This is a genomic window from Streptomyces sp. NPDC026062 (genome assembly GCF_055568375.1).
In genome coordinates, this window is record NZ_JBVHOQ010000004.1 from 212,123 (window position 1) to 235,945 (window position 23,823).

Annotated in this window: 16 protein-coding genes; 11 read left to right on the forward strand and 5 right to left on the reverse strand. The window is 72.3% G+C overall.

Annotated features, from left to right (window positions below; all coding sequences use genetic code 11):
- The first annotated feature begins 5 nt into the window (after positions 1-5).
- The 9 genes from ACZ4LX_RS05580 to ACZ4LX_RS05620 are packed head-to-tail and all read left to right on the forward strand — an operon-like array spanning position 6 to position 14,577.
- Positions 6-2,273: a TOMM precursor leader peptide-binding protein gene (locus tag ACZ4LX_RS05580; RefSeq protein ID WP_467639411.1), complete on the forward strand. Its 2,268-nt coding sequence runs from the start codon at positions 6-8 to the stop codon at positions 2,271-2,273.
- Positions 2,263-4,173, forward strand: a complete 1,911-nt coding sequence (locus ACZ4LX_RS05585; protein WP_467639409.1) for a TOMM precursor leader peptide-binding protein — start codon at positions 2,263-2,265, stop codon at positions 4,171-4,173. Before ACZ4LX_RS05580 ends, ACZ4LX_RS05585 begins: the two co-directional genes overlap by 11 nt.
- A gap of 44 nt (positions 4,174-4,217) precedes the next feature.
- Positions 4,218-5,831, forward strand: coding sequence for a nitroreductase family protein (locus ACZ4LX_RS05590; protein WP_467639405.1), 1,614 nt, complete (start codon positions 4,218-4,220; stop codon positions 5,829-5,831).
- Between the two features lie 13 nt (positions 5,832-5,844).
- Complete coding sequence (locus ACZ4LX_RS05595; RefSeq protein WP_467639402.1) at positions 5,845-8,613, forward strand: lantibiotic dehydratase; 2,769 nt, start codon at positions 5,845-5,847, stop codon at positions 8,611-8,613.
- Positions 8,601-9,719 carry a lantibiotic dehydratase C-terminal domain-containing protein gene (locus tag ACZ4LX_RS05600; RefSeq protein ID WP_467639399.1) on the forward strand — a complete coding sequence of 373 codons (1,119 nt, stop codon included), beginning with the start codon at positions 8,601-8,603 and terminating at the stop codon, positions 9,717-9,719. The genes ACZ4LX_RS05595 and ACZ4LX_RS05600 overlap by 13 nt, the downstream gene beginning before the upstream one ends.
- The gene (locus ACZ4LX_RS05605; RefSeq protein ID WP_467639396.1) at positions 9,716-10,864 is read left to right on the forward strand and encodes a metalloprotease; all 1,149 of its coding nucleotides are present in this window, start codon (positions 9,716-9,718) and stop codon (positions 10,862-10,864) included. The genes ACZ4LX_RS05600 and ACZ4LX_RS05605 overlap by 4 nt, the downstream gene beginning before the upstream one ends.
- A gap of 46 nt (positions 10,865-10,910) precedes the next feature.
- Positions 10,911-11,885, forward strand: a complete 975-nt coding sequence (locus tag ACZ4LX_RS05610) for an ABC transporter ATP-binding protein (protein ID WP_467639393.1) — start codon at positions 10,911-10,913, stop codon at positions 11,883-11,885.
- The gene (locus ACZ4LX_RS05615) at positions 11,882-12,637 is read left to right on the forward strand and encodes an ABC transporter permease (protein WP_467639390.1); all 756 of its coding nucleotides are present in this window, start codon (positions 11,882-11,884) and stop codon (positions 12,635-12,637) included. The genes ACZ4LX_RS05610 and ACZ4LX_RS05615 overlap by 4 nt, the downstream gene beginning before the upstream one ends.
- Complete coding sequence (locus ACZ4LX_RS05620; RefSeq protein WP_467639387.1) at positions 12,634-14,577, forward strand: TOMM precursor leader peptide-binding protein; 1,944 nt, start codon at positions 12,634-12,636, stop codon at positions 14,575-14,577. The genes ACZ4LX_RS05615 and ACZ4LX_RS05620 overlap by 4 nt, the downstream gene beginning before the upstream one ends.
- 74 nt (positions 14,578-14,651) lie before the next feature.
- Here the strand turns inward: ACZ4LX_RS05620 and ACZ4LX_RS05625 are convergent, their stop codons facing one another.
- A complete protein-coding gene (locus ACZ4LX_RS05625; protein ID WP_018555848.1) occupies positions 14,652-14,822 on the reverse strand; it encodes a thiazolylpeptide-type bacteriocin in 171 nt (56 codons plus the stop codon).
- 191 nt (positions 14,823-15,013) lie between these two features.
- Between ACZ4LX_RS05625 and ACZ4LX_RS05630 the strand changes: the two genes are divergently transcribed.
- A complete protein-coding gene (locus ACZ4LX_RS05630; protein WP_467639383.1) occupies positions 15,014-16,270 on the forward strand; it encodes an amidohydrolase in 1,257 nt (418 codons plus the stop codon).
- A gap of 43 nt (positions 16,271-16,313) precedes the next feature.
- On the opposite strand, the gene ACZ4LX_RS05635 is transcribed toward ACZ4LX_RS05630, so the two are convergent.
- The 4 genes from ACZ4LX_RS05635 to ACZ4LX_RS05650 all read right to left on the reverse strand — a co-directional run bounded on the left by ACZ4LX_RS05635 (position 16,314) and on the right by ACZ4LX_RS05650 (position 22,200).
- Positions 16,314-18,386, reverse strand: coding sequence for an ATP-binding protein (locus ACZ4LX_RS05635; protein ID WP_467639380.1), 2,073 nt, complete (start codon positions 18,384-18,386; stop codon positions 16,314-16,316).
- The gene (locus ACZ4LX_RS05640; protein ID WP_467639377.1) at positions 18,383-19,189 is read right to left on the reverse strand and encodes a Pvc16 family protein; all 807 of its coding nucleotides are present in this window, start codon (positions 19,187-19,189) and stop codon (positions 18,383-18,385) included. The genes ACZ4LX_RS05635 and ACZ4LX_RS05640 overlap by 4 nt, the downstream gene beginning before the upstream one ends.
- 16 nt (positions 19,190-19,205) lie before the next feature.
- The gene (locus ACZ4LX_RS05645) at positions 19,206-21,158 is read right to left on the reverse strand and encodes an HYR domain-containing protein (RefSeq protein ID WP_467639374.1); all 1,953 of its coding nucleotides are present in this window, start codon (positions 21,156-21,158) and stop codon (positions 19,206-19,208) included.
- 415 nt (positions 21,159-21,573) lie between these two features.
- Positions 21,574-22,200: a helix-turn-helix transcriptional regulator gene (locus ACZ4LX_RS05650; protein WP_467639902.1), complete on the reverse strand. Its 627-nt coding sequence runs from the start codon at positions 22,198-22,200 to the stop codon at positions 21,574-21,576.
- A gap of 219 nt (positions 22,201-22,419) precedes the next feature.
- On the opposite strand from ACZ4LX_RS05650, the gene ACZ4LX_RS05655 reads away from it, so the two are divergent.
- Positions 22,420-23,766: a COG1470 family protein gene (locus ACZ4LX_RS05655; protein ID WP_467639371.1), complete on the forward strand. Its 1,347-nt coding sequence runs from the start codon at positions 22,420-22,422 to the stop codon at positions 23,764-23,766.
- Positions 23,767-23,823: the final 57 nt, after the last annotated feature.

Sequence of the window (23,823 nt, forward strand, 5' to 3'; positions counted from 1 at the left end):
CACGCATGGCAACAACGCCGTACGCAGAGACCGCCGGAACCCGGCCGCGGGTCCGTCGCGATGTCCTGTTCACCGAGACACCCAACGGTGTGATCTTCCACAACGCGGACGGAGGCTTCCAGCTCACCGCCCGGTCCGGTTACCGCTTCGCCACGCTCCTCGTCCCGCATCTGGACGGCACCAGATCCGTCGAAGAGATCTGCGAGGGCTTCGGCGGCCGGCAGAAGGCCATGGTGGGCGAACTCGTGAAGGCGCTCTACGCGCGTGGCTTCGCCCGCCCCGTGCCCGCCCCGGACACATCGGGCAGCCTTCCGGCCACCACCCCGGCCGTCGCCGCCCGCTTCGCCCAGCAGATCGCCTACATCGACCACTACACGGACGAGGCGGACACCCTCTTCGCCCGCTACCGCGCCACCAGGGTCGCCGTGCTCGGGGACGGTCCGGTCGCCCGCTGGTGCGTGCTGTCCCTGATCCGGAACGGCTGCGCCACCATCGGCGTCGACACCGCCCTCGTGGACGGCACCGGCGGGACCACGCCCGAGGAGTTCGCGACCGTCCATCAGGAAGCCGCCGAACTCGCCGGGCAGGACTGTCCCGTGTCCCTGTCGGTGCTTCCCGGGCGGGCCACCGCACCCGGCGTGGAGGCGGGTTGGGCCACATTCGAGGGGTACGACGTCGTTGTGGCCGCCGCCGGTCCCGAAGTCCCCGCCACCGTACTGCCGTTGCTGCGCGAAGGGGTGCCCGAGGGCCGTACGCTCCTGCCGGCCTGGACCTTCGGACGCAGCGTCGTGGTCGGCCCGGCCATGACTCCGGAGGCCACGGCCTGCTGGTCCTGTGCCGCACTGCGGATGGGTGCCGCCGGCACCGCGGCCGGTGCGGCCGCCGCGGGCCTCTGGAGCGGGCTGGCCCTGGGCACCGGCACCCCCGGCGACCGGCCCACCGGCCCGCTCGCCGCCATGCTGGGCAACCTCCTCGGTTACGAGGTGTTCCGCCTGGCCACCGGGGTTCTGCCGGCCGAGACCCGCGACACACTGCTCATCCAGGACATGGCCTCCCTGGACGTCGCGTCCGAGCCGCTTCTCCCCCACCCCCGCTGCCCGTTCTGCGCGGGCGCGACGGGCAGCCCCGAACCGGTCGACCTGGCCTCGGCCCCGATGCGTCCCGCGTTCCTCCCGACGGTGGCCACGGCGCCCGACGACGACGCGGCCCAGGGCCCGCTGGCCGAGCTCGAACGCCGCTCGGCCCTGGTCCGCCCGTACGCCGGTGTCTTCACCGCGTACGCCGACGAACCACTGACCCAGACCCCGCTGAAGGTGGGCTCCGTCGTGCTGGGCGATTCGGGTGGCGAAAGCTCCCGGACGATCACCGCGTTCGATGTCCACCACACTGCCGGGGCCCGGCTGCGGGCGCTGAACGCCGCCGCCACCGTGTACGCGGAACACGTCGTGCCGACGCCGCCCGTCGAGGGCGAGACGGACGAACTGCCCGCCGTGGAAGCCGAGACGCTGACCGTCGCCTCCGGCACCGGTGGCTCCGGTACGGCCACCGCCTGGACGGCCGCCACCTCCCTCGTCACCAAGGAACGCGTCAGGGTGCCCGCAGGCGCGGTCCGCCCCTTCGGTACCCACAACGCCGACCGCCGCTTCGAACCGACCAGGGCGGGTGCCGGAGCCGGAGCGGACCTGCCGGAGGCGGCAGCCGCCGGTCTGCTCTCGGCCCTCGGCCACGACGCCCTGCGGCGGGCGGTCCGGGGGGCGGGCGAGACGGCGGTGATGGCGCCCACGGTGCTCGGCGACGACCCTGAACTGACGTTCCTGCTGAGGTCCGCCGGCCACCTCGGGCTCGGCGTAGAACTCCTCGACCTCGGCGAGCGGTCCCGTTCCGGCGCGTCCGTCGTCCTGGCGAGGACCGCACCGGACAACACCCCCGCTCACTGGGCGGTCGGCGCCGCACCCGGCCTCACGGACGCGGCGGTGGATGCCGTACGGGACCTGCTCGGCGCGTTCCAACTGGCCGCAGACAGCGCGCTTTCCAGCGCCTTCGACCCGGGCGACCCGCTGCTGCGGGACCTGGACGCGGCGCTTGTGCCCGTCACCTCCCCGGGACCGGCCGCCGCCCCCGGGGAGCCTGTCGCATGGACGAGGATCCTGGAACGCCTCGCCGCCGACGGCCGGGACGCGCTGGTCGTACCCACGCACGCAGCCGACCTGCCCACCGCCGGCATCCACACCGTCCGCGTCCTGCTCACCCGGGCGGCAGCCGATGCGGGCTGAATCCCCCGCCCGGCCCGAGTCGGCCGCGCGGGCAGCGTCCGCCCGCCGCTTCGCCGAGGCCCTGCGCGACGCGCTCGGCGAACTCGGCATCCTTCCCCGGCATTCCGTTCCGGAGGTCACCCCGCTCGGGGTCCGGGACGCGTACACCGCCGAGCCGACGCCCGGGACCGGCATACCCGTACACCTCTACGGCCGCCAGATAATGGTCGGGCCGTGGCCCGCCGGGGACAGGCCCGCCGGATGCGGCACATGCCTGGCCCGCCGCTGGCAGGGGGTACGCTCCGTGCCGCTGCGGGAGGGTCTCGAACTCGGCTCCGCCACGCGGTCGGCGGGCCCCTGGCCCTACGACACCCCGTTCGCGGCCACCGCGGTGGCCGCGCTCCTGACGGGCCTCGCCGACAAGGATCCCGGGCCGCAGGACGGCCCCTTCCCCCGGGTGCACCTGGTGGACCTCGACACCATGACGGTGCACAGCCATCCCCTCGTGCCCGACCCGGAATGTCCCGGCTGCGGCGGGGCGGCACCGGACACCGCGGAGTCGGCGGCGCTCACCCTGGAACCGGCGCCCGTATACCGGCCGGGCGCCTTCCGGGTACGCCGCGTCGAGGACCACCAACTGCCGCTGGACGCCTTCGCCAACCCGCACTGGGGCGCCCTCGGCGCATCCGTCATCTGCGACGTCGCCTCCACCACCACCTCCGCCACCGTCGGCTGCTTCTCCACCCGGTCCGGCGAGTATCTGCGCGAGACGTTCTGGGGCGGCCACGCCGGCACCTACACCCACAGCCGGCACATCGGGATCCTGGAAGGGCTGGAACGGTACGCCGGGATGCGCGCCCGCGCCAGGACCACAGGGCTCATCGCCTCACTCGACGAACTGGGCCCCGCCGCCCTCGACCCACGCGAAACCGGCCTGTACACGGAAGAGTTCCACGCCGCGAACCCGCACGTGCGCCCCTTCACCCCCGACCGGGAGATCCCCTGGGTCTGGGGCTGGTCACTGCGCGACGCCCGGCCCCGGCCCGTCCCCGAAATCCTCGCCTACTACCACGCACCCGGCCTGGAGAACCGGTTCGTGCAGGAGAGCTCCAACGGCTGCGCCTCCGGCGGCAGCCGGGAGGAAGCCATCTACCACGGCCTGATGGAGGTCATCGAGCGGGACGCCTTCCTGCTCGCCTGGTACGGGCAGGTGCCGCTCCTGGAGATCGACCCCTCGACCAGTTCCCGCCCCGGCACGCGCCACATGGTGGAACGGCTCGCCATGTACGGCTACCGGGCCCGCTTCTTCGACACCCGGATCAGCTTCCCCGTACCCGTGGTCACCGCCTGCGCCGAACGCTTCGACCGAGGCATCGGACGGATGTGCTTCGGGGCGGGGGCCGGGCTCGACCCCGAGTCCGCCCTGGACTCCGCCCTGTGCGAGATCGCCACCGACTCCGTCAACCTGGTCGGCCGCACGCTGCGCGACCAGCCACGGCTGCGGGCCATGGAAGCCGACTTCGACCAGGTCACCACCCTCCACGACCACCCGCTGTCCTACGGGATCCCCGAAATGGGAAGGCACGCCGACTTCCTGCTGCGCGGGCCCGGTCCGAGGCCGTCGCTCGCCGTGTCCGACCTGGCGTGGCCCGGCGCCCACGGGGCGGGCGCCGCCCCCGATCTCCGGGAGGACCTGCTGCGCGCCGTCGATGCCGTCACGGCCGCCGGATTCGATGTGATCGTCGTCGACCAGACCCTGCCCGAGCAGCGCGCCCTCGGCCTGCACACCGTCAAGGTCCTGGTGCCCGGTCTCGTCCCGATCGACTTCGGCTGGTCCCGCCAGCGCGCCCGCCACATGCCGAGAATGCAGACCACACTCGGCGCCGCAGGCCTCAACCCGGCACCACACCCGTTTCCGTGACGGTACGTCAGCACCATTCTCCGACCCGAGAGGGGAGCAACCCCATGGGGTTCGCCCATGAGTACGCCGACGCCGTCCTGCACCGCGGCCGCATCCCGATGGAACCCGTCGACTTCGTCCCCGACTGGCCCGACGGGCCGCGCAAGGGGAAGTTCTACCCGGGAGCGGTTTCCTACGCCCTGCCCGACGGCGACCCCGCTCCCGAGGCCCGGGCCGCCCGCGGGCTGCTCCCGGCACAGCACGGCGGCACGCCCGACGACCCGGACGGCTTCACGCTGCCCCTGCTGTCCGCGATGCTCAAGGACTCCTACGGACTGACCGGCCGCCGCCTCGGTGTCCAGGCCAACAGCGATCTGTCCGGCCTGCCGTTCTACACCCACGCCAACTGGTCGAGAGGCACCGCGGGCGGCGGCGGCCTCTACCCGGTCAGCATCTACTGGGCGTCCGGCCCGTCCGGCCCGCTGACCCCCGGCATCCACCACTACGACATCCACCGGCACTCCGTGCAGCGCGTGCTGACCGGCGATGTCTCCGCCCGGGTCCGCGAAGCGCTCGGCCCCGACGCGCCGCCCGAGGCACGGGAGACCGATCAGTATCTGATCCTCGGCGTCAAGTACTGGCAGAACTCGTTCAAGTACAACAGCTTCTCCTACCACGTGGTCTCCACGGACGTCGGCACCCTCGTGCAGACCTGGCGGATCTGGGCCGGTGCCCGGGGCCTTCGCACCACCCCGGTGCTGTGGTTCGACGAGCCCCGGCTGAACGGTCTGCTGGGCACGGCGGGAGAGGAGGAGGGCGTCTTCGCCGTCGTCCCGCTCCGCTGGAACACGCCTGCCGGTCCCCCTGCCGTGCCCCCGTCCGGCAGCCCCGACCCTGCCGTACGGCACCGGGACAGCGAACGCTCCCGCACCGTGCTGGAGTTCCCCACCGTTCTCGCGATGCACGCCGCGACCACTGCGGACGCCGCCGCCCGGCCCGCCCCCGGCGCCCTGATCCCGGCAGCCGCACGGCCCGCCCCCGCGGGCGGCACCCGGACCGCCCTGCCGGATCCCGGCTTCCCCGGCATGCCCGTACGCCAGGCCCTGCGGACCCGCCGCAGCAGCTTCGGCCGCTTCGACGCCGCCCGCCCCGTTACCCCCGCCCAGCTGTCCGCCGTCCTCGCGGCCTGCGCCGGGTCCTCGCTGCCCAGCGACGCGGACCCGGACGGCGCCGTGCGGCAGACCCGCCTCTACGCCTTCGTCAACCATGTCGAGTCCGTCGAACCGGGGGCCTACGCCTACGATCCGGAAACGGGCGAGCTGTGCCTCATCGAGGCCGGCCCCCAGGGAGCCTTCCTCCAGGACACGTACTTCCTGGCCAACTACAACCTGGAGCAGGCGGGCGCCGTCCTCGTCCCGACCGTCCGCACCAACGCCGTGCTGGACGCGGTCGGCGACCGGGGCTACCGGCTGGCCCTCGGAACGGCCGGTGCCGTGGCCCAGACCTTCTATGTGGCCGCGGCCACGCTCGGACTCGGAGCGGGCGTCGCCCTGGGCTTCGACAACATCGCGTACGTCGAGAAGCTCGGCCTGGGCGACGGCGGCGAGGCACCTCTGCTGATCATGCCGCTCGGCAACGAACGCCCCCGCCCCGCCGACTTCCGCCACGAGATCGCCTGACGGGAACCCTGTGATGACCTCCATGACCTCCCGCACGACCCCACCGCGTCCCGCCGTGTGGGAGCCCGGCCGGCGCTTCCTGCTCCGCGCGGCCGGCCTGCCCCTGCGGACCGTCCACGGCCTGCGCTGTGCCCGCACCAGTGCGTGGGCCGATGAACTCCTGGACCGGGAGGAGCACCTGGCCGAGGACGGCAGCGCCCTCAGCGACCGGCTGCACGCTCTGCTCGGCCGGGCCGACGCGGAAGGCAGCGACGCCCGCCGGGCGCTGCTCGCCCTGCGCCGCCAGATCTTCAACAACCGTCTGCCCGCCGCTCGCGAACCGGCCGTCCGCCTGGTGACCGGACTCGACGCGGAGACCGGCCGCCAGGTCGCCGCCTGGCTGGACGACCGTGCCCGTTACGAGAACCTGCTGTCCCGGGGGGCCGGGCTGCTCTGCGGCGAGCTGCGCACGGCACGGGGTGAGCTGCGCGAGGCCCTGTCACGGGAGCGGCTCCGGCTGGGACTGCTGCTGGCCTCCCCCACCCTGGACAGCAGGCTCGACGGCTATCTCGACGACACGAGCGCCGAACCCGGCAAGAGGATGCGGAAGATCGAACGGTCCGCGCTGACCTACCTCTACCGCACGGCGTGCAAGACGAGCCCCTTCAGCACCCTCACCGCCGTCGCCACCGGCGTCTTCGACGACCCTGATCCGGCCCCCGGACCCGGCCCGCTGCGCGTCGGGGAGAGCTGGACCAGCCATGTGCGGCTCAACGTCGTCGCTCTCGGACGGCTGGCCGACCTGATCCTCGCCGACCCCGTACGCCGCCAGGACCTCCCCGTCGTGCTCTCCCCCGGCTGGGACCGCGACGAGGACCGGATTCGCTACGTCCGCCAGTGGGTGACCACCGGCGACGACAGTGCGGCGGTCACCTTCGACGCGGTACGCGACCGGCTGTTCTACCTCCGGGGCACCGACACCCTGGACCGTCTGCTGGCCTTCTTCTCCGCCCACGACGGTCTGCGCCACCGCGATCTCGTGGACATGCTGCGCAGCGGACAGGACGCCGGACAGGAGGCATGCGAACGGTACGCGGCAGCCCTGGTCCAGCTCGGCATGGTCCAGGTGCCCGGTCTGCGCACCGATGTGCACAGCCCCGACCCGCTGGGCTCCTTCCAGCGGGCGCTGCGCGGCCTCGGCGCCCCCTGGGCGGACACCGTCGCCGCCGCGCTGGACGGCCCCGCCGCCTGTCTGGCCGCCTACCCGGCCGCCCCCCTCGGCGAGCGCCGCGCGCTGCTGCGCACCCTGCGCGCCCAGCTCCTGGACATCCAGCGGGACCTGGGAGCCGAGAACCCCGCACTCCCGCAGACCCTGGTGTACGAGGACGTCAGCGCCGGCGAGGACCTTCCCGGCGGAGCCGGACCGCTGGCGGGCACCACCGGGCAGGACCTGCGCCGGGTCGAGGGCATCCTCCCGATGTTCGACATCACCCTGCCCCAGCGCATCACCCTGCACGGCTTCTTCCTGGCCCGCTACGGCCGCGGCGGGCGCTGCGACGATCTGCTCGGCCTGGTGCACGACTTCCACGAGGACTTCTTCGACCAGTACATCTCCTTCACGGCCGACCGGAAGGCCTTCGACGCCGACGGTGAGTACGTCCCCGAGGAGAACTGGCTCGGCCAGCCCGCACTGCGTGCCCTGGACAGCGCACGCCGCCGCTTCGTCGGCGGAATGCGTGAGCAGTGGGAGAAACACGGATCGTCCGACGAGATCGACCTCCCGGCCGGACTGCTCGCCGATGTCACGGGGGAACTCGACGCGCTGGCGGCGGACTTCACTCCGCAGAGCCATCACATCCAGGTCGGCCTGCCCACCACGGAAAGCAGGACCGACAGGCCCCGGGTGGTCCTCAACCGCTCGTACGGCGGACTCGCCTTCCCCTTCAGCCGTTTCACCCATGTCTACGACCAGAGCCCAACGACCGGCCTCTCGGCGCGGCTGCGCTCGGAACTGCGCTCCCTCCCGCCCAGGGGCGCCGTCCTCGCAGAGCTGACGGGTGGCCCCGTCACCAGCAATCTCAATCTGCACGGCAAGCTGACGGACCACCAGATCGTCTGCCCCGGGGAGACCTCGACCGTCCCCGAGAGCGACCGGATCGACCTGGACGACCTGTACCTCCAGCACGACGACGCCACCGACCGGCTCGCCCTGCGCTCCCGCCGCCTGGACCGCGAGGTCGTCCCCGTCTACCTCGGCTACCTCGTACCGGTCGCCCTCCCCGAGATCCCCCGCACCCTTCTCCTCCTCTCGCCGAGCACCATGACGCCCACCGACCTCTGGGGCGGCGTCCCCGAAAGCCCTGCCCGGGACGGCGTCACCAGCAGGCCGCGGGTCGTCCACGGAGACGTCGTCCTCAGCCGCCGCAGCTGGACCGCCGACACCTCCGTGCTCCCCGCACGGCGCCCCGGTACCGACGAGGCACGGTGGTACCTCGACTGGCAGCGCTGGCGCCGCGCCCACCGGCTGCCCCGCCAGGTCTTCGCGACCTTGCTCCGGAGTGGCAGCGGCCGGGCTCCGGGCGCCAAGCCGCTGTACGTGGACTTCGACAGCCCGCTGTCACTGACCGCCTTCGACGCCCTCGTGGAACGCGAACCGGGCACCCGCGTCGTCCTGCGCGAGATGCTCCCCGCCGAGGACTCCCTGCACCTGACATCCGAAGAGGGGAGCCACGTAGCCGAGTTGGCCGTGGAGACCTTCACCTACCGCCAGCGTACCGAGGACGGCCCCACATGCCGGAACTGAACACGTCCCGCCCCACCGCCACCGAACCCGGCGAGTGGATCGCCCTGCATGTCTTCTACGCCGCCGGTCCCCGGCCGATGCTGGTCAACTGCGTCCGCCCGCTGGTCGCCGAACTCACGCAGGAGGGCCTGCTCGCCGGTCACTTCTTCATCAACTACTGGCTGGAGGGCCCACACGTACGGCTGCGGCTGCGCCCCTCGAGCCCCGGGGCGGCCCCCGAGGTCCGGCGTCGCGCCGAGGAGGCGCTGACCGCCTTCCTCCGTACCCGTCCCGCCCTGTACGAGGTCGACTCCGGCTTCCTGAAGGACTTCTACAACGCCCTGTTCGACATCGAGTTCCCCGGCGAGGACCGCGGCCGGTACATGGGCGAGGACGGCCGGATGAACCTGCGGCCCAACAACTCCTTCAGCCTGGAGCCCTACGCCCCCGAGCACGCCAAGTACGGCGGTCCGGCCGGTGTCGAACTCGCCGAATGGCACTTCCGGCACTCCAGCGAGCTGGTCATGGACGCCTTCCGCACCATGAACCTCCACCTGCGAACCGTGCTCCTCGGCACCTCCGCCCAGCTGATGATGGTCATGGCCGGCTGCTTCCTTCCCGATGAGGACCGGCTCGCCGAATACCTCGACGGCTACTACGAGTTCTGGCACCGGGCCTTCCCCGGAACGGGCTTCATCGGCTCGAAGGAGTACGAGAGCAACTACGCCGAGACGGCTCCCGCGCTGGGCCGACGCTTCGCCGGTATCCGCAGCGCCCTCGCCGAGGGTGAACTCGGACGGCTGCCGTCCTTCCTGCGCGGCTGGGCGGCCCACTGCCTGGAGCTGCGGGCCCGTATCGAGGACCTCACCGTCCGAGGCGAACTCCTCTTCCCTGCCTGGGACGGCCCCGCCCGCGAGGACACCGGACAGCAACGCACCGAGCCGGCCGACGCCGCACCGCTGGTGCCGCTCACCCAGGTGTCGGCGGTCCTGCCCCGGCTGCTCTCCCCGTACATGCATATGACCAACAACCGCCTGCACGTCACGATCCGCGACGAGGCCTACCTCTCCTTCGTCCTCGGCCAGGTGCTCCGTGATCCGGCGGGCACGAGGACGGCCGACGCATGACCCCCGCCCCCGACCGGGCGACGACCCCGCCCGCGGCCACCTCCCCGAAGGCGGACGCCATTCGCGCGTACCGTCCCGCGCTGCGGCCGGGTGTCCTCATCGGCCCGCCGCTGCTGCGCGGACCCCGTACGGTCCACCTGATCAGACACCCTGTCAGCGGCGCCACCTTTGAGGTCGGTCCCAAGGAGCACTTCCTCATATCCCGGCTCGACGGGACCCGCACCCACGACGACCTCGCACCCGCCTACGCCGAGCGCTTCGGGCGTCGCCTCACCGAGGAGCCCTGGATCCGGCTGCTCGGACTCCTCGGCACCCGAGGCCTGCTGGCGGGCGCCCCGGACCCGCCGGCCGCCGCGCCCCCACCGGCCCGCACCGGCGGCTTCTGGCACGGCACCCGCCGTATGGTCGCCGACGCGGACAGGACCACCGCGCGGCTGCACCACGTCCTGCGCCCCCTGCTGCACCCGGTCGTCCAGCTCCCTCTCCTGGCCGCCGTCCTCATCATGGTGCCGGTACTGGTCTGGCACACCGGGGAACTCATCGACGGCACAGAACAGCTGGTCCGGGAACCGGCCGTCCTGGCGGCCGTCGCCCTCTTCCTCTGGTTCAGCATCACCCTGCACGAACTCGCCCACGGGATCGCCGCGCAGCACTACGGCGGCCAGGTCACCGAGATCGGGCTGCGCTGGCGGTTCCCGGCGGTGATGCTGCACTGCACGGTCGGCAACTACCTCTTCATCCCCGGCCTGCGCGCCAAGCTCGTGATCGCCGGAGCGGGCGCCCAGCTCAACATGGTGCTCCTGCTGCCGTTCGCCGTCTGGTGGTTCCTCCTCCCCGGCACCGACACCGCCCGGCCGCTCCTCGCCGGGCTGCTGTTCCTCGGCAGCGTCCAGGGGCTCAGCAACCTCGTGCCGCTGCCCCCGCTCGACGGCTACCGCATGCTCGGCCACATCCTCGGCACCGCCCGGCTGGCTCCCGAGACCCGCACCTACCTGGCGCTGCGCCGGAGCGGCGGTGAGGCCCGTGCCGCGTACCCGCGCCGGGCCCGGCGCATCTACACGGCGTACGCCGCCGGCTTCGCCCTGCTGGTCCTCCTCGCCACGGGCGGCACCTGCACCGTGGCGTTCCTGCTGCTGACGAGGTGACCCACCGCGCGACCGACCCACCCGACCGGAAGGACCCCCGCACCACATGAGTGAGGTACAGGCGATGCCACCCACACCCCCCGCCGTCCGCGTGGACCACGTCTCCAAACGGTACGGGGACCGGCAGGCCGTCGACGACGTGTCGCTGGAGATCCACCGCGGCGAGTTCTTCGGCCTGATGGGACCCAACGGCGCCGGCAAGTCCACGCTGGTGGAGATCATGGAAGGGCTGCGCCAGGCCGACAGCGGCACGGTCGCCCTCTTCGGGGAGTCACCCCGTCCCCGCAACGTCGCGCTGCTGCCCCGGATCGGCATCCAGACGCAGTCCTCCGCGTTCTTCGTACGGCAGAGCGCGCACGAGCACCTGCGTACCGTCGCCGCCCTCTACGGTGCCCCCCGCACCGCCGTCGACACCACCCTGGAATCCGTCGGGCTCACCGAACAGCGGGACGTCCAGGTGGAGAACCTGTCCGGCGGACAGCGCCAGCGCCTCGCCATCGCATCCGCCCTCGTCCACGGCCCCGAGCTGATCTTCCTCGACGAACCGACCGCCGCCCTCGACCCGCAGGCCCGCCGCGCCCTGTGGGACGTGCTGCGGGCCCTCAAGGCCCAGGGCCGCACCATCGTCCACACCACGCACCACCTCGACGAGGCCGAAGCGCTCTGCGACCGGGTCGCGATCCTGGTGGACGGTGTCATCGCCGTCACCGACTCGCCGCACAATCTCGTCTCCGCCTTCGAGGCCCCCACCCGGCTGATGCTGCCGCTGGGCCGCCTCGAAGAGAAGGAGGCAGCGGACATTCCCGGCGTCGACCGGGTCACCGTCCAGGGCGGCTCCCTCGTCCTGGAGACCCGGTCGGCGGGCCGGGTCCTCAGCGCCATCGACAGAATCACCGGACTCGACGGCATCCAGACCCGCACCGCCGACCTGGAGGACGTCTACCTCGACCTCACCGCCCGGCTCGCCGGTTCCCAGCAGACCCCCAGCCGGAACGCCGACACCACGGAGCACCAGCCATGAGCGCCTACACCGCGCTGACCTCGGCGGGCTACCGCGCCCAGGTCCGCGACAAGACGACCCTCTTCTTCACCTTCGCCTTCCCGCTCATCTTCCTCGTCGTCTTCGGTCTCGTCTTCCGCGGCCAGGCAGTCGAGGAGAGCGGACTGTCCTACCTCTCCTACACCGCCGCCGGAGTGCTCTCCTGGGGCGTCGCGAACGCCGCCGTGTTCGGTATCTCGTTCACCCTGATGCAGTGGCGCAACGACGACATCCTGCGCCTCATCCGGATGTCGCCGTCCCCGCTCTCCGCCGTCATCGGCTCCCGTTACGTCATCGCCCTCGCCGTCGGCACCGTGCAGTCGCTGCTGTTCGTGGGCGTCGCCATGCTCCCGCTGTTCGGCCTCGAACCGGCCTCCGGATGGCCGCTGCTGATCCCGGTGCTGATCCTGGGCATCACCACCTTCCTGCTGCTCGGCGTGATCATCGGGTCCTTCGCCAACACCCCCGAGTCCGTCGCGGCCGTCGCCAACTTCTCGATGCTGCCCATGGCTTTCCTCTCCGGATCCTTCTTCCCGCTGGACTCCATGCCGTCCTGGATGCAGAAGGTCTCGCTGGTCATGCCGCTGCGCTATCTCAACGACTCCGTGTCCTACGCACTCGCCGGACGCGGCGAACTGTCGGACGTCTGGGTGGGCTGTGCCGGACTCGCCGTCTTCGCTCTGGTCTTCGGCACGTTCGCCGTCAGGACCTTCCGCTGGACGAGGTCGTCATGAACACACGGCCGAACGCACCGGCGCCCATGGCCGCCGCCCGGTCCGCGCTCCACACCGCGCTCACCGGCCGCCTGGGCCAAAACATCGCCGTGGTCCCGGTCGGCGCCACCGACGCGGCCCCCGGTGACCGCGGCGCTCCGGACCCCTGGGCGGCCGAGCGCCCCGCCGCCCGAGTCCACCTCACCGCATCCGCGGTCCTGATCGGCCCCTGGGGCGGCGACGGCACGTTCCCCGCCTGCGGGCGATGCCTGGCGATGCGCTGGCAGCGCCTGCGCAGCCGCAGCGAACGCGACGCCCTGGAGACCGGCGGCCCCGACGGCCCCCGCCCCACCGGCGCCTGGCCCCTGCTCACCGACCACACCTACGACTCCGTCGCCGCGCTCTGCCGCGCCCTCCTGGCCGGCCCCGGCGCCGAGCCCCCCGCCGGCCTCCCCGCCGACCGCGCCCTCCCCCAGGTCACCCGTCTCGACCTGACGAGCCTGCGGACCCGGACGTACCCCCTCCTCGCCGACCCGCTCTGCCCCGACTGCGCCCCGCCACCCGTGCCCGCCATGCCCCGCCCGCTCACGCTCGTCCCTCAGCCCAAGCCCGACCCGGACGGCTACCGGCTGCGCCCCGCGTCCGCCTACCCCCTGCCGGAGGAGGCACTGGCCAACCCGGTCTGCGGGATGCTCGGTGGCGGAACCTGGACCGACGTGACGTCGCCGACGACCGCTCCGGTCGCCGGAAGCGCCTTCGTACGCGGCTACGCCGGACTCAACGACGTCACCTGGAGCGGCCAGGAGAACGCCTTCTCCACCAGCCGCACGCTCGCCTTCCTGGAAGGTCTGGAACGCTACGCGGGAACGCACCGCCGCCGCCGGACCACTCCGGTCACCGGCTCCTGGAGCGAGCTGCGGGACGACGCCGTCGACCCCGCCGTCTGCGGGCTCTACGATCCGCTCACCTACCGCGACGACCCGCTCGTCGACCCCTTCGACCCGGACCGTCCCATTCCGTGGGAGTGGGGCTGGTCCCTGCGCGACGAGCGGCCCGTGCTCGTCCCGTCCCGCCTCGTCCACTACAGCGCCGGACTGACCTCCGACAACTTCGTCTTCGAATGCTCCAACGGCTGTGCCATCGGCGGCGGCCTGGAGGAGGCGGTCCTGGGCGGCCTCCTGGAACTCGTCGAGCGGGACGCCTTCCTCAACGCCTGGTACGGCAACGCCCGCCTCACCGAGATCGATCTCACGACGGTCGGCGGCCGGACCGCGCCCGCCATGGCGGAACGCGCCGCGCTCCAGGGATACGACGTCCATGTCCTCGACAACCGCATCGACCTGACCATTCCCGTCTGCACCGCGGTCGCCGTGCGCCGCGACGGCGGTCCCGGCATCCTCTCCTTCGCGGCGGCCGCCTCACTGGACCCGCGCGCGGCGGTCGAGGGAGCCCTCTCCGAAGTCCTCACCTACATTCCGCACCTCTCCCGTCAGACTGAGGAGCGCCGAGACGAACTGGAGGCCATGGCCGACGACTTCGACCGGGTCCGCCATCTCAAGGACCACGCCCAGCTCTACGGCCTGCCCCGGATGGCCCACCACGCCGAAAGCTACCTCCGTCCCCTGGCGGTGCGCCCCTTCGAGGCGGTCTACCAGGACTGGGAGTCCACCGGACGTCCCCGCACCGGCGACCTCCGCGACGACGTCCGGGCCGTCATCGGTGAGCTCACCCGCGCCGGCCACGACGTGATCGTCGTCGACCAGACCGCCCCGGAACAGGAACGCATGGGTCTGCGCACCGTCGCCACCCTGGTTCCCGGTCTCCTGCCCATCGACTTCGGCTGGAACCGCAGACGCGCCCCCCTGATGCCCCGTCTGCGGACCGCTCTGCGCCGGGGAGGCCATCGCACCACCGACCTGACCGACTCGGAGATCCGCATGGTCCCGCACCCGTTCCCGTGAACGGCGAGACGCCCGGCACCTGCCCCGGGGCAGGTGCCGGGCGCAGGGCCCGCTGAGCGCTTTCCGGCGTCCGGTCAGGCGGAGCAGGAGGTGGTGCTGGTGGTGGAGCTACAGGTCGAGGTCGAGCTGGTGCTGGTGGAGCCGGCCAGCACGACCTCGCTGGCGTCCGAGTAGTCGGAGATCTCGAAGGTCTCGGCCTCGAGCTCGAGAATCTCGTCGGCGAGGGTGCTGAGGTTCTTCTCCATGATGACTCCTCCGGTCCGGGCCCACTGTTTTCGGGGGCCACCCGCTGGCGTACACCCGGTGGGATGTACGCCCCCATTGCACCGTCCGTCACTCACCGCTCGGCACGCGTTCCGCTCACACATCGCTGGCACGCGCCGTCAGCGACGCCTCTCCGCCCGATACCCGACATGCCGCCAGGAGCCCGATCACCGTGCCCACTTCACCGAACGCGCCCGCCGCGCCCTCTGTGCTCGCAGCCATCGACGAGGTGATCCGCCCCGCGCTCACCTTCTACCTGGACGTCCACCGCCACCCGGAGGTGTCGGGCCAGGAGGCGCGCACCGCGGCCCTGTTCGCCGAGCGGCTCGCCGCGATCGGGCTCGACGTCACCCGCGACGTCGGAGGCCACGGGGTCGTCGGAGTGCTCCGCAACGGCGACGGCCCCCGCGTCTACCTCCGCGCCGAACTCGACGCCCTGCCCCTGGAGGAGCGGACCGGACTCCCGTACGCCAGCACCAACGGCGCCATGCACGCCTGCGGCCACGACCTCCACCTCGCCGCCGCCGTCGGGACCGCCGATCTGCTGGCCCGCGCCACCACCCGCTGGAGCGGCACCCTCGTCGTCCTCGGCCAGCCCGCCGAGGAGACCCTGACCGGTGCCCGCGCCCTGCTGGAGGACGGCCTGTACGCACGGTTCGGCCGGCCCCGCGCTGTCCTCGCCCAGCATGCCGCACCGCTGCCCGCCGGCCTGATCGCGCACGGCGGCCCGCACGCTCCGGTCGTCGCCGCGAGCGCCGCCCTGACCGTCGTCGTCCACGGCCGGGGCGGTCACGCCGCGACCCCCCAGCTCACTGTCGATCCCGTGGTCACGGCGGCCGCGGTGATCGGCAGGCTCCAGACGATCGTCGCCCGCGAGGCCGCCCCGTCCGAGCAGCTGAGCCTCACGGTGGGCACCGTGCACGCGGGCACGGCCGTGAACGTCATACCGGACACGGCCGAACTCGGCATCGGCGTACGGGCTCTCACCGACGACACCCTGGACCGGGCCCTGGCCTCGATCGACCGAATCGTCCGGGCGGAGTGCGCTGCCTCCGCCTGCCCCCGGGACCCCGGACTCACCGTGGTCACCCGATCCCCGGCGCTGCGGGGCGACCCGGCCGCGACCGAGGCTGTCCGGTCGGCCCACACCGGCCTCCACGGGCCGAGGCAGGTCGTCACCTGGCCCCCGTCCCTGGCCGCCGAGGACTTCTCCCTCTACGGCGACGCGGGCCTGGACCTCCACGGCGAGGCCGGCGTCCCCCTCGTCTACTGGATGCTGGGCACCGCGAGCCCCGCGCGGTGGGCGGCCTCGGGCGGCTCGGACGTCGCCCCCAACCACTCGCCACGCTTCGCTCCGGCCGTCCGCACGGCCCTCCCGGCCGCGATCACCGCCCTCACGGTGGCGGCCCTGGACCGGCTGGCCGGCTGACGGGCGGCTCGTTCACGAGGGCCGGCGGGCGACGAGTGACGGCTCATGGCGAACACCCCTGGACCAGCCCCAGGTACGGCCCGAACTCCGAGGCCAGCGTCAGCCGCCCCAGCTTCTGGTACTCCCGCTGGATCGCGTGGATCAGCGTCGTCATCGTCACCGCGCCCCCCGTGTCCGCCGCCAGGTACGCCGCCGTCACCGCGATCGAGCGGATGTTGCCGCCCGCCAGCTCGAAGTTCTCGGCACAGAACGCGAGGTCGAGGTCCGTGCCGCGCGGAAGCAGCGGGCCCAGACAGCGCTCCCACAGCACCAGGCGCTGCTCCGGGTCCGGGACCGGGAAGTCGATGACCAGATCCAGCCGGCGGGTGAAGGCGTCGTCGAGGTTGGCACGGAGGTTGGTGGCGAGGATGGCCAGGCCGTCGAAGGACTCCATGCGCTGGAGGAGGTACGCGCTCTCGACGTTCGCGTAGCGGTCGTGGGCGTCCTTCACGTCGGAGCGTTTGCCGAAGATCGCGTCCGCCTCGTCGAAGAGCAGGACACCGTTCACCCCCGCAGCCTCGGTGAAGATGCGTTCCAGGTTCTTCTCGGTCTCGCCCACGTACTTGTCGATCACCGTCGCCAGGTCGACCGTGTAGAGGTCCAGGCCGAGATCGGCCGCGATCACTTCCGCCGACATCGTCTTGCCCGTGCCTGAGTCGCCCGCGAAGAGCGCGGACACCCCCCGGCCCCGGCCTCCTCCCGGGCGCATGCCCCACTCCCCCAGCACCCGGTCGCGGTGGCGGGCGCGGGCGGTGAGTTCGCGGAGCTGGGCGTGGGCGTCCGGTGGCAGGACCAGGTCGTGCCAGGTCACGGCGGGCTCGATGCGCCGGGCCAGCCGGTCCAGGCCGGCCGCGTTCTGGGCACGGGCCCCCTGGCGTACGTGGGCAGGGGTGAGCGTTCCGCCGTCGAGCTGCGCAGTCCGGGCCGCGCTGCGGGCAGCACCGGTGATCTGTTCCGGAGTGAGGAGGAACGGGGCGAGGAGGTGGTCCGGGTCGATCGTGGCGGGGAGGGGGGCCGCGGCCGTGTGCGCGTACGCGTCGCTCCACAGCGCACCGCGTGCGGACGGCTCCACCCTCGGGGCGTACAGAAGGAGCGGCGGCGTCGTCGACCAGGACGCGTCCCACGGCACCCGGCCGACCATGACCGTCGGGACGGGCGTGGCCGTGAGCAGCCTGAGCAGGTGCGGGTGTTCGCGGGACAGCGCGTCCAGCGGGGCGCAGACCAGGCCCGCGTGTGTCAGCCGGGCCTCGCGGACCAGGGAGCGCACGGCATCGGCCGGGGCGGGGTCCTCCGCCAGGCGGGCCAGGTCCAGGCCCAGGACCCCCAGGCCCGCGCGTGTGAGCGCGGATGCGGCGAGGGCTGTGCCCGCCCCGCCCTGGTCCTCGCTCAGATAAGCCAGTCCGAGACCGTCGGCAAGGACCCGGGCCAGCGGTGCCGGATCACCGACGCCCGCCACCGCGTGCCACGGTACGAGGAGGTCGGCGAGGCGCGGGTCCCTCGTGTCGTCGCCCAGGAGGTGTGCGGTGACCCGGTCGGGGACGCGCAGTGCGCGGCTCAGGAACGGGCGGTCGAGGTCCTCGGCCAGGAGGAGGCCCGCGTCACGGAGCGGGGCGCGGGCCGCCAGCCGGCCCCGTGCCACCGCGTCGGCCGGTGACAGCCCGCACAGGCCGAGCGCCAGGCCGATCGACGGGCGCCGACGGGTCACGTCGTCGTTGAGGTAGCCGTAGAAGGCCTCGAAGCGGTCGTCCAGATCCGGCACGAGTGCGATCAGCAGGATCTCGATGTCGAGCGCGGTGAGCCCGAAACCGGCCTCCAGAGAGGTGAGCCGGGAGTCTGTGCCCGCTGCCGGGCCGGTCTCCCCCGCCATCGGCTCCGGAAAGCCCCGGGCGGCCTCCTCGTCCAGCAGACGCGCGACGTTCTCGGCCGTGAGGTAGAGCCCCCGGAACTCGTCCCCCGGGTCCGGATCCGTGCTCCGGCGGAACTCGACGGCATGGCGGATGCGCTGCTCGACGTCCACCGCGCGGGCGAGCAGATGGCGCAGATTCGGGTCCTCGGCGGGGTGGCCCGGCGGTGTCATGCGGTGCTGTCCCGCGTACGGCCGTCCTGTGTGCGGCTGTCCTGGGACCGGCCGTCCTGGGAGCGGCTGTCCTGGGTACGCCGGTTCTCGGTGATCCGGAGGGCGAGGCCCCGGCGCGGCTCCGTGGATCCGGGTGGGTCCTCGGGCGCCGGTCGTCCGGGGCGGCTTCCGTAGACCGGGAGCCCGCCGCGTCCCGGCATCGGGTCGCGCCGCGGTTCCGGGGGCGGCGGTACGTCCCCGAAGTCCGCCCGGAGCCCCTCCTCTCCCACCGGCGGACCCGCCGCGTACGTGGGCGACGCCGTGACCGGCACGCTCACCACCAGATCCAGCGAGGGCTTCAGCTCACCGCCCAGGGCGCTCCACACGTCCGCGAACGAGCGGTCCTCCGGCGGCGGCAGAGCGATCGACATCGGGACGGCTGCCCCTATCTCGGCGAGGGAGCCGGCCAGGCGCTCCGGGGGCAGGGCCTCGTACGCCAGCAGACAGCCGAGCAGGGAGGACAACAGCCGGTGCTCGTCCTCGGGGCGCTTGGTCCAGGCCGTGATCAGGTACGACAGCTTGAAGTAGCGGGGCGGGCGGCGCCGCGCGACGACGGTGCCGCGCTCGTCGTACTCGTTGTGGAGTCCGCGCTCGCGGCGTCGCATGTCCTCGCGGATGTCGTAGAGGTAGAGGTTGACCATCGGGGCGTTCACCTTGGCCGCCCATTCCCGGGTCGGTGCGTCGAAGACCACGGCGATCTGACCGCCTTCGAGCACCTCGGCCCGGATCAGGGAGCGCAGTACGTCATCCACTTCGTGGATCATCCGGAGATCGCTCCTGTCATGTCCGTCCCTTGAAGTCCGGTGGCTGGAGGTTGCGTTGGACCACCAGGACCGGTTTCCGGAGGCGGGGAAGGCCGCGGATGTCCGCGCGCAGGACGCGGGGGCCGAGGGTGTCCTTGCGCAGCACCAGCATCTGCACCTCGAACGTGCCGTCGCGGCCCACCCTCACCCCTGACCGGTCACCCGTGATCCCGGTGTCCCAGGTGAGGTGCACGGTCTCGCCGGGCGGACAGTCCTTGCCGCGGGCCAGTACGGGCTGCCCCGGCTTGGCCACCAGTGGGGTGACGGTGAGAGAGGGCTTCAGTACGCGCAGCCGGTCCGTGTCCTTGTTGTTGGCCGTACGGCGGTCCGGGAGCGTGCCGCGCACCGTGGCCCGCACATCGCCGGTGATCGCCGCCCGGTAGGTCGCCGTCTGCGTCACCTCGATCCGGCCGCCCGCCGGGATCGTGCACGGCTCGGCTGCCGTACAGCGGGTGAGGGTCCGCAGGCTCCGGTCCTTGCGGTCCGGCGGGGCCGGCCACGTCGCGCCGAGGACGACTCCCGTGGCGGTGTCCGGACCGGCGTTGGTGATGACGAAGCGGGCACGGGCGGGGCGGGTGACATATGTGCGGCCGGGGCTGACGTCGGCCTTGACCGCGAGCTCCGACGAAGGCGGTGGCGGTGGCGGGTCCGGCGGCGGCTTCAGCACCTCGAAGCGTGCGGTGTCCGTGCCGGTGTTGCCCGCCGTGTCGGTGGCCGAGCAGGTGACCGTGGTCGTTCCGACCGGGAAGAGCGAACCTGACGCCGGCGTGCAGTTCACGGGCAGCTCGCCGTCCTGTGCGTCCGTCGCCGTCGCGGTGTAGGTGATCCGCGCGCCTTCGTCGTTCTGCGGCCTCGCGATGCGGTCGTCCACCGTGACGACGGGGGCGTCGATGTCGTTCACGTCGATGCTGATCTGCTGCTGGAAGTCGGGGTCGGCAGCGGCGGCGGGCCCGATCGTGTCCGTCCCCGGCGCCTGGGTGCCGAGCAGGAACTGCACGGTGCAGGTGAGCGTGGTGCCCTGTGGCGCGTCGGCCGAGACGTCGACGGTCTCCGCGAAGTGTGCGGTCTCGCCGCTGGTCAGCCTACGGCTGGGCGGGTCGAGGGAGACCGTGAGGTGGGGGTCGCAGTTGTCGAGCCGGTAGCCGACCGAGGTGGGGAGGTTGTCGAAGCCGTCCATGATGGCCTGGGCCACCTCGTCGGGCTGGATCCCCTCCAGCAGGCGTCCCTGGGTCGCCTCGATGATGCGTGTCGCCTGTCCCTCCGTGGTCGGCGGCTCCTCGACGTACGTCGGGTTGTCCGGGTTGTGGGCGTCCCCGTTGCCGTTGAGTCCGTCGCCGATCTTGCTGTCCACGTCGACGCCGATCACCCGGACGCCCTTGTCCTGAAGGTCGAAGATCGTGTCATCGATGGTGTGGTGGTTGCTGGGTGCGTGGCTGGAGGCGTCACTCACGAGTACGACGACCGGGTTGGAACCCTCGCGGAAGACGGTCTTGCCCCCGGCCCCGTTGGCTATCTCCCACAGACCGTTGATCCAGTCCTCGGAGGGGCCGCGGCTCTGTCCGCCCAGCACCGTCTTCAGGCCGTTGACGCCTGTCTGAACCTTGCCGACGTCGTCCGTCAGCTCCTGGAGCACCTCGAACCCGGCGTTGAGATCGCCCTCCTGGTCGCCGAACGTGGCGACGGCGAAGCGCGAGTCGGGCTGCTCGGCCAGGATCTTCCCGGTGATGTCGGGGAGGTACTTCTGTACGTCGCCGATGGGCTCGGCCATGCTCTTCGTACCGTCCACCAGCAGCACGACCTCCGGCTTCGGCGGAATGGCCGGTGTACGCACCGACTTGTCCACCCCCGTCGACCCGCCCGGGTCGAGCGCCTCGTGCAGGCTCGCCGGAGTGACCCACGGCTCGGGCGGAACCGGGACAGCGGTGGCCACGCCCGTCCCCGCCGAAGCGGGGGCGAGGCCCGCGGCCAGCAGAAGGAGAACGAGGCCGACCGAGCGGCGCGCACCCGTGAGTCCGCGTGTGAGTCCGCGTGACTGTTTCGCCGGCCGAATCCACCGCACCGAATCTCTCCCCCGCACCCGGACCTCCCACCGAAGAACAGCGCCCCCACGGTCTCGCGGGCGCTCCGCTTCCGCAGTGAGAGGCGAGCCACTTCTCCGGGAAGCCGGAGCTGCCCTTTGGGGCAGCCCCGGGCCACAGGCACCGGACACCCGTACACCGGCGGCCCGCGAAGAGCGCACCGGGCCGCCACCACGTTCCGGGCGCGGAGGTGCCGACCGGGGATCGCGTGAGGACCGGGGATCGCGTGAGGACCGGGCGGGGGCCGGACGAGAGCCGGATGAACCGTCAGATCAGTCCCTGGCGCATGACGTACGCCACCGCGTGGGACCTGTTCCGCAGTTGGAGCCGGGTCATCACCGAGTGCAGCACGTTCTTGATCGTGCGTTCGGAGTAGGCCAGTTTCGTGGCGATGTCCGCGGTGTCATACCCCTCGGCCACCAGCCGCAGCACATCCACCTCGCGTGCCGCGAGCCCGGTGAAGTGCAGACCACGCGGCCCGAGCACCTGTCCCTGGAGCCGCCCCACCTCCGCGAGGAGCCTCCCGAGCAGGTCGGAGGGCAGGTGGCCCTCGCCCCGCGCCACCGTCTCGATGACGTGCACCAGGTGTTCGGGGGTGGATTCCGCCCGCCTGATCACGCCGACGACCCCGCACTCCGCCGCGCTCACCAGCTTCTGCTCATCGATGTCCGTGGTGACCAGCACCGCTCGCGAATCGCTGGTGCGCTGGATGTGGCGCAGCATCCTCAGCACGTCTTCGTCGACCGTGTCCACGACCATGACGACGACCTGGGGGGCGCTCTCGCCCTCGGACCATTCCATGACGTTGACTTCGGGGCGGGCCCTCAACTGACTGGCCACGCCTGCTTGCGAGATCGGGTCCTGAGCCCGTAACGCCACCGTGGTGCGTTCCATGCGTTCCATGCCGATGCTCCCCCTTGGGCAACAGCTGGAAGGCCACAACGTGCCCACGCCCCGCAGCCGTTGTCGTCCGTCTCATTGGATATGAGGCGGGCAAGAGATTCCCGCGTTTACCGGCAAGGAAACTAAAAGGGTGTCAGGGGCACGAGATCTGCCCGAAAGTGTTCCTTCCAGGCCGGTGTCCGACATCGGTGACGACTCTACGGTCCGCCTATGAGTCTCACGGCAAGTCTCGACGCATCGTCCGTCAGCGCCGCACCGGGCGAGGAGACGGCTGTCCCCCTACAGGTCCGCAACTCCGGTGCGACGGTCGAGGAGTACCGCTTCGAGGTGGTCGGTGCCTGCGCCGCCTGGTCGGCGGTGGAGCCGGCGGTTCTGTCGCTCTACCCGGGTGACTCCCGGACGGTTTCGCTCCTGCTGCGCCCGCCGCGCGATGCGACGGTGCCTGCGGGTGAGACACCGTTCGGGGTACGGGTGGTACCCACCGGTGAGCAGGGCGACACGGTGGTGCCGGAAGGCCGGGTGACCGTGCTGCCGTTCACCGAGACGACGGCCGAGCTGGTCCCGCGCAGCTCGCACGGCTCCCGTCGCGGACGGCACCAGCTCGCCGTCGACAACCGGGGCAACACACCGGTCACGGTCCGGCTCGGCGCCCAGCCGGGGAGCGAACTCGCGCGCGTCGCCTTCGACGTCGCCGAGCTCCAGGTGGCGCCCGGCCAGGCGGAGTTCGGAAAGCTGCGGGTGAGGCCCGCGAAGCGGATGTGGCGCGGTACGCCGGTGACGCATCCCTTCCAGGTATTCGCCGCCACTCAGGTGGCCGAGGGGCAGGAACCGGTGGAACCGGTCCTCGTCGACGGCTCCTACCAGCAGGAACCCCTCCTGCCACGCTGGCTGCCCCGGGCCCTGATCACGGCGGCCGTACTGCTGATAGCCCTGGCCGGGATCTGGTACGCGCTGCTGCGTCCTGCCGTCAAGTCCGCGGCGCGGGAGGCGGTCACGCCGGAGGCGGTACGTTCCGCGGCCGCGGCCGACAAGAGCAAGGCGCCGGACCAGGGCGGCACCGCGGGGACGGGCACCGATGCCGGCACCGGTGACTCCGCCGGGGCCGACGCGGGCGCCGGCACGTCGAAACCCACGCCGAGCCCTTCCGCCGAGGCGAGCGCGGGGGCGGGGGCGGGCGACGGAGCGGCCACTCCGACCAGTGCGCAGGTCCGGGTCAGGGACTCGGTGGGCGGCGGTTCGAACTCCTCGACCGCCCTTCAGGTGCCCAAGGGCCACACCTTCCAGCTGACCGACATCGTCGTGCAGAATCCGCAGGGCGACGCCGGAACCGTCGTGATCTCGGCCGGTGAGAACGCGAGTGCGCTGAGTCTCGGGCTGGAGAACTTCCGTGACTCCGACTACCACTTCGTGACGCCGATTCTCGTGCCGGCGGGCGGAAAGGTCACGATGACCATCGACTGCCGGAAGGTCGGCAAGCCGGTGGGTGCCCGCACACCCTCGCGATGCTCCGAGTCGCTGTTCCTCGGCGGCACGATGCGGCCCGACTCCGCCGGCTGACCGGGGCCAGGAGTGCGTGCCGGACCGCCGCCCGGACCGGCACGCACCCACGCGTCC